The organism is uncultured Veillonella sp. (assembly GCF_938010505.1).
Classification (GTDB): Bacteria; Bacillota; Negativicutes; order Veillonellales; family Veillonellaceae; genus Veillonella.
This window is the reverse complement of record NZ_CALLVP010000100.1, coordinates 1-6,996: the sequence shown is the minus strand read 5'-3', so window position 1 is coordinate 6,996 and position 6,996 is coordinate 1. Positions and strand designations below refer to the sequence as shown.

The following is a 6,996-nucleotide window of genomic DNA, read 5'->3' as shown; positions in this document are numbered from 1 at the left end:
TTTTTACTGACCCCCAGTTTAACTGGGGGTTTAGTCATGCCTATTCGGCGTACAAATAAAAAACCAGTAGCTACAATGTAGTTACTGGTTTTATTTTATACTGAAATTTTATTGTAGATATTCTGCCAATGCTTTATCAATATATGCTGCTTCATCAGTGCTTGGTTCACACATTGGTAAATTAAACTCACCAACAGGTAAACCGATTTTACGAGCTGCATATTTAACAGGAATAGGATTTGTGGTGATAAACATCGCTTTAATGATTTCTGATAAGCCTTGATGAATACGAATCGCTTCGTGATTATGACCAGATTCGTAAGCTTGAATCATAGCATTCATATCTTTACCTGCTACATGAGATACTACGGATACTACCCCACAACCACCAACGGATAACATCGGCAATGTAAGACCATCATCTCCACTGTATACCATAAAGTCATCTCCAGGCATTAAGCGTTTAATTTCAGAAGCAATCATCAAATTTCCACTTGCTTCTTTGATGGCACAAATATGTGGATATTCGTTATGTAGTTGAACTAAAGTAGTTGGAAAAATACCTGTTCCTACACGACTTGGTACATTATACACCATGATTGGCAATGTAGTAGCTTCTGCAATAGCTTTAAAATGCAAATATTGTCCCTGTTGATTAGGCTTATTGTAATAAGGTACTACAACTAGTAAACCATCGATACCATCGATTTTAGAGACTTCCTTTACAAGCTCTGCGGATACTTTTGTATCGTTACTACCTACATTGGCAATGATTGAACCCTTATGTCCACATTCTTTAGCAATCGCTTTAAATAAAGCTAATTTATCGTCTTTAGACATAGTTGGATTTTCGCCCGTTGTACCACATACAACAAGACCATCAGAACCATTGTCTAACAAATGATTAGCGATAGTAATACAATTTTCAATATTAACGGATCCATCACTATTAAAAGATGTCACCATAGCTGTTAACACTCGACCAAAGGTTTTCATATATGTCCTCCCCTTGATAGATTAAAATGCTTGTTTTTCCACCAAATACTCAGCAATTTGCAACGCATTAAGAGCTGCACCTTTACGAATCTGGTCCCCTACAATCCAGAAATTCATACCTTTGTCATTGTATAAGTCTTTACGAATACGACCGATTTCACAGTCATTTTGATTAGATGTATATAATGGCATAGGATAAATTTGTTCTGCAGGATTATCTTTAACTTGTAGACCTGGGAATTTTTCACATGCTGCTTTGAAAGCTTCTACAGATACAGGCTCCACTGTTTCTACCAAGACAGACTCAGAATGGGAACGATATACAGGAACACGAACTGTAGTAGGAACTACTTGAATAGTTTCGTCATGAAGAATTTTTTGTGTTTCGTAAACCATCTTCATTTCTTCTTTAGTGTAATCGTTCTCTAAGAATACATCGATTTGTGGCAATAAGTTGAATGCTACAGGGTAATGCTTAGGGGCAGAGCCGGTTGGCAACAAGTTTGCTGTCATTTCTTCGCCTGCAGTAAATTGTTTTACTTGGTTTTCAAGTTCTTCAATACCTTCTTTACCTGCACCAGATACAGCTTGGTATGTGCTTACAATTACACGTCTAATAGGAGAAATATCATGAAGAGGTTTTAAACCTAAGCTCATAATGATTGTAGAGCAATTAGGATTTGCGATGATACCTTTATGTTTCAAAATATCTTCTGGGTTAACTTCTGGTACTACTAGAGGAACTTCAGGATCCATACGGAATGCACTAGAGTTATCGATTACAATAGCACCACGTTTAGCAGCTTCTGGAGCTAATGTCTTAGATATAGAGCCACCTGCGAATAGTGCTATATCAATATCATCAAAAGATTCTGGTTTTGCTTCTTCTACAATATATGTTTTACCATTGACAGTAAGCTCAGTACCTGCAGAACGAGCAGAGGCCAATAACTTTAAGTTTTCGTAAGGGAAGTTACGCTCTTCAATAAGTGTAATAAATTCAGCACCTACTGCACCAGTAGCACCTAGAATTGCAACATTAGGTTTTTTCATTGATAAATCTCCTTGCTCAAATATTATAAATAATGTTCTAAACCATATGTTAAGCCGATTTTAGAACTAATTTTTTTACATGCTAATACTACGCCTGGCATAAAAGATAAACGACTTAAGCTATCATGACGAATAACTAATGTTTCATCATAGCCACCAAACAATACTTCCTGATGTGCCACATAACCTGGGAGGCGTACACTATGAATTGTTACATCATCAACCTTGGCACCACGAGCACCTGGTAAACTTTCACGAGTTAAATCTTCATCTGTAGTTACCTTCGCAGCTTGTTTAGCATCGTTAATCAATTTAGCCGTCAAAATAGCTGTACCAGAAGGAGCATCGTATTTGTGATTATGATGTAATTCTATAATTTCTACATTAGGGAAATATGGAGCGAGCTCTGCAGACACTTTCATCATCATTACTGCCCCAAGAGAAAAGTTTGGAGCCACTAAGCAATTCGCTTGATTGGAACGACCAATTGTATCAAGTTCGTCACGTTGTTCTGCGGTTAATCCTGTAGTACCAATGACTACATGGATACCAGCGGATAACATTTTCTTCGCGTTTTCATAAATAACAGCAGGATTAGTGAAATCTACAATGACATCAGGTTTATTTGTATCTAATACCTCATCAACGGAGGCATTCATCTTGATACCTAATTGTTCGATTCCTGCTACGGAGCCTACATCCTCCCCTGCCTTAGTTGGATCAATACCACCTACTAACGTTAATTCAGGATCGTTATGTACTGCTTTGACTACTTCACGACCCATTTTGCCGCCAGCGCCATTTACCATTACTCGAATCATATATACCTCCAAAAAAGCCAGTGGATGCATCCACTGGCCTTATAGATTATATAACTATATATACTCTTACGAAAAGCTCAATGATAGCACTCCACCAATACAAGATTGATGACAGTTGTCTATCTATTAAATAGACAACCAGAACGATGAGTCGCAATCATCGAACTTCGGCAAGCATCCCTTTTATCATGGATCAATGCATGCCTACTCCTCATGATTACTCTTAATACTCGCACCTCTATCAACATATTCATTTAATACTATTAGTATAAGTAATTATGCGATTTTAGTCAATTAAAATGGTCAATAAGTTCTTTCGCCGCCGCAAGTGCTGTAGCAGACATTCCCTTACCAGACATCATAGACGCAATTTGCGTTACTCGTTCTTCCTCATTTAAAACTGCTAATGTAGAAATTGTACGATCATCTTGCTCGATTTTAGATAGATGGTAGTGTTGTTTAGCAATACTTGCAGTTTGAGGCAAATGAGTAATACAAAATACTTGATTGGTTTTAGATAAATTAAGTATTTTCTCTGCCACCTTAAGTGCTATATCACCACTGATACCTACATCAATTTCGTCAAATACCATCGTTTTAAAGGTATCACTACGGAATACAGATTTAAACGCTAATGCAATACGGGCTAACTCACCACCGGAAGCTACTTTATGAAGTGGTAATAATTGCTCCCCTTTATTTGCAGAGAATAACATTTCAATTGATTTTGCACCTAATAAAGATAACTCAATACCCTCTTCAATATGAAATTGAATATCCCCTTTCGGCATACCTAAATCAACTAATTCTTGATGCAATGCAGTAGCAATAGCTTTTGCATTTTTGAGACGTACCTCGTGTAAAACAGTTAAGGCTTTTTCTGCTGCCTTTTTTGCTTCTTCAAGACGAGCTTCTAATTCGTCTTGAGCAAATACAAGGCCTTCCAATTCTTCTAAACGAGCTTGTGCTTTTTCTTCGTATGCAAGAATTTCCTCTACGGTTTCACCATATTTTTTCTTTAAACCATAAATCGTAGTATCTCGATCTTGACAATATTTATAGCGTTCTTCATCATAGCTAATGGTATCTCTATAACGATCTAAAGACTGAGCCGCCTCTTCCAGTTGAAAATAAGCAGAGTCAACCATTTCAGATACATCTTTTAATTCGCCATCATATTTTACAAGATCATTAACCTCTACCTTAATAGAGTTAATTGTATCAAGTATTGGTTGGCGGCCATTATAAAAGGCATCATAACAAGAACCTAATACCTTATCAATATGTTCAAAACTATCTAGACGCTTAAGTTCCTCAGCAATAGAAGTATCTTCACCAATACTTAAACCAGCATCTTCGATTTCGTCAATTTGATATCTAAGCATATCAAGCTCTCGTGCTCGTTCAGACATATTTTCTTGTAAGTTATCTACCTCTTGTTTTGCTTGCCTATATACTTTATATGCATCCGTATAAGCTTTATAAGCTACTTTCCCTTCTTTATTAAAACTATCTAAATATTCATGATGTGTATCCGCATCTAATAACCGTTGGTTACTATATTGCCCATGAATATCTGCTAAGTATTGACCAATTTCCTTTAAAGCCTTTAATGGTATGGGCTGATCATTAGCTAAGATACTTGACTTACCATTACGGTTAAAAGATCTAGATAAAATTAATTGCCCTTCTTCTATCATGATGTTTTTAGATTCTAATAAATCTTGAATACTTTGGTGATTAGCAATGTCAAATATTCCGTCTATAACAAAACTATCTTTACCGTGACGAATAAACTCGCTACTTGCGCGTTCTCCTAATAGGATACTAAAGGCATCCATAAGAATGGATTTCCCTGCCCCAGTTTCGCCGGTAAAGATAGTAATGCCATCATTAAATGAAATATTCATTTGCTCAATCAACGCAAAGTTGCGAATGCTCATTTGCGTTAACATATTATTAGTCCTTCATTAAATCTTGTATTTTCGCTAAAATTGCTGGAACTTCAGCTTCAGATTTTGCAATTAACAAAATGGTATCGTCCCCTGCTAATGTACCTATAATTTCAGTCCATTTTGCATGATCGATAGAAAATGCTACAGATTGAGCAGAACCTGGAATCGTATGTAATACAACTTGGTTTAAACTATGATCAACCTTAATCAAAGAATCTTGGAATAGTCTATTAATACGACTACGAGATAAAACTACATTTTCCTCTGGAGATAATGCATAACGATAATGTCCATCGCCTGTAGGAATTTTGATTAACATCAATTCCTTTATATCACGAGAAACTGTAGCTTGTGTTACTTCAATACCTTCCTCGAGTAAAGCCGCAGCTAATTCCTCTTGAGTTTCAATCGCCTTGGACTGCACAATCTCTTTAATTTTGTTATAGCGATAGCGTTTCATTTTGAACTCCCTTTTTTAAACCTTGCACATAAAAGAGAATAGTATCTTTCTGATAATATTATACCATATATTCATAATTAATATATGGTATAAATCGCATATATTATACGTCTTATGCATATTATACTAATATTTAAAATATTGTTAACTTTCTATATAATGACAACGTACAAATTCATAGCACATAAGGTTCATCTATTTATAGGAAATTAATAATTTAAAAGTAAAAAAATATACATGTATAAATAAAAGCCCCTAATAAGGGGCTTTTGCTAATTGAGTATGAGTTTTATTCATAATGAATAAAAATATATAGCTTTCTATCGTTTTTGTAATATAAACAACTCTGGAGGGTTATTGATTTGATTTAAAGGTTGCCAATGGCATACGTTATATAATTTCTGTTCTAAATCAGATAAATAGGTTTTTAGGCTCTGCATCTCCGCAAGTCCATCATTTGTTCCTGGATAAGCAACAATTGTGATAACTCCAGACTTAGATAATTTATGTAATCCTTCATTAATTGCATCTATGGTATGATGCGGCTTAGTTATGATTTCATGATTACTACCAGGTAAATATCCTAAGTTAAAAATCATTAAATCGATAACTTCATCTTTTAATTGATGAGCTACCGCTAAATCATGAGAGTCATGAATAAACGTCAAACTTACTTCTGGTGCTATATCATTTGATTGTAAAAGCTCTTTACTAGTTTTAATGGCTTTCATTTGTATGTCAATACCATATAGATGGCATCCCTTTTGAGCCCGTTTAGCAAGGTACAAAAGATCATGACCATTACCACATGTAGCATCCACTACTACTTTGGCTTTTTTCATTGATCGATCCCAGATTAAATGTTGAAATTGAACAGCATTATTAATGTTAATCACAAAATCACCCCACTTGAGATTTAGTTATAACAATTCATCTCGACGAGACGCTAATTTTTTAAATAATGTACCAAAGAAACATTGATCCTTAAATCGTACAAACAAACAGTAAACTGGATTAGAACTTATATGTAATGTTTCTTTATTTGTAAAAGTATAGTCAAATGTACCATCAATACAAATATGTAGTTGAGGTTCTCTTTCAGGCATTGTAATTTGAATCGTATCATGTTCCTCTAATACGAGGCTTACACCTTGAATTAAATGTGGTGCCACTGGGGTTACAATAATAGATCGATTATCTGGTTTCATGATTGGACCACCAGCAGACAAATTATAGCCTGTAGAACCTGTAGCAGAAGAAATAATCAAACCATCCGATGGATACATTTGTGTGTGTTGATTATTAACGGACATATTAATTCGTGCCATTTTAGCTGGTTCTGCTCGAGTGATAACAATTTCGTTAATAATAGGAACCAGCTCTTCCTCTTTTCCCTCATTACGATCTATATAGGCATATAAATGACCGCGTTTTTCAATGTTATAATCACCTTTTGCAATGCGTTTAATATGACTTTGCATTTGGTGAATTTCAATTTGATTTAAGAAACCTAGTTCCCCCAAGTTAATACCGCACACAGGTACATTATATGGATAAATTTGTCTTGCTAAATGGATGATTGTACCATCTCCACCAAAACTGAAGGCAATATCGATTTGCTTAAAGATTTCTGGTCGGCTTAAAATATGAGTTTTTGGAATCTTAAGTACTCGTGCAGGTGCATCTGATTCGAGATCATCTGGCAAAAATA

Annotated in this window: 7 protein-coding genes and 1 riboswitch; all 7 genes read right to left on the bottom strand. The window is 35.3% G+C overall.

All coding sequences use genetic code 11. The annotated features are described in order from the left end of the window. Positions 1-108 precede the first annotated feature (108 nt). Positions 109-996 (bottom strand): 4-hydroxy-tetrahydrodipicolinate synthase, encoded by an 888-nt coding sequence (gene dapA, locus Q0507_RS06150; protein ID WP_298713921.1) that lies wholly within the window; start codon positions 994-996, stop codon positions 109-111. Positions 997-1,017: 21 nt separating this feature from the next. Next, positions 1,018-2,049: an aspartate-semialdehyde dehydrogenase gene (locus tag Q0507_RS06145; protein ID WP_298713919.1), complete on the bottom strand. Its 1,032-nt coding sequence runs from the start codon at positions 2,047-2,049 to the stop codon at positions 1,018-1,020. A gap of 23 nt (positions 2,050-2,072) precedes the next feature. Next, positions 2,073-2,870, bottom strand: coding sequence for a 4-hydroxy-tetrahydrodipicolinate reductase (dapB, locus tag Q0507_RS06140; RefSeq protein WP_298713916.1), 798 nt, complete (start codon positions 2,868-2,870; stop codon positions 2,073-2,075). A gap of 76 nt (positions 2,871-2,946) precedes the next feature. Beyond that, a riboswitch (Lysine riboswitch) is annotated at positions 2,947-3,119 on the bottom strand. A 41-nt stretch (positions 3,120-3,160) separates the two neighbouring features. Beyond that, positions 3,161-4,825 carry a DNA repair protein RecN gene (recN, locus tag Q0507_RS06135; protein ID WP_298713913.1) on the bottom strand — a complete coding sequence of 555 codons (1,665 nt, stop codon included), beginning with the start codon at positions 4,823-4,825 and terminating at the stop codon, positions 3,161-3,163. Between the two features lie 4 nt (positions 4,826-4,829). After that, a complete protein-coding gene (gene argR / locus Q0507_RS06130) occupies positions 4,830-5,285 on the bottom strand; it encodes an arginine repressor (protein WP_004695825.1) in 456 nt (151 codons plus the stop codon). A 320-nt stretch (positions 5,286-5,605) separates the two neighbouring features. Next, on the bottom strand, positions 5,606-6,127 hold the full coding sequence (locus Q0507_RS06125) for a class I SAM-dependent methyltransferase (RefSeq protein ID WP_298713910.1): 522 nt from the start codon (positions 6,125-6,127) through the stop codon (positions 5,606-5,608). Between the two features lie 78 nt (positions 6,128-6,205). Then, positions 6,206-6,996, bottom strand: a 791-nt coding sequence (locus Q0507_RS06120) for an NAD(+)/NADH kinase (protein ID WP_298713908.1), incomplete at its 5' end; no start/stop codon positions are given.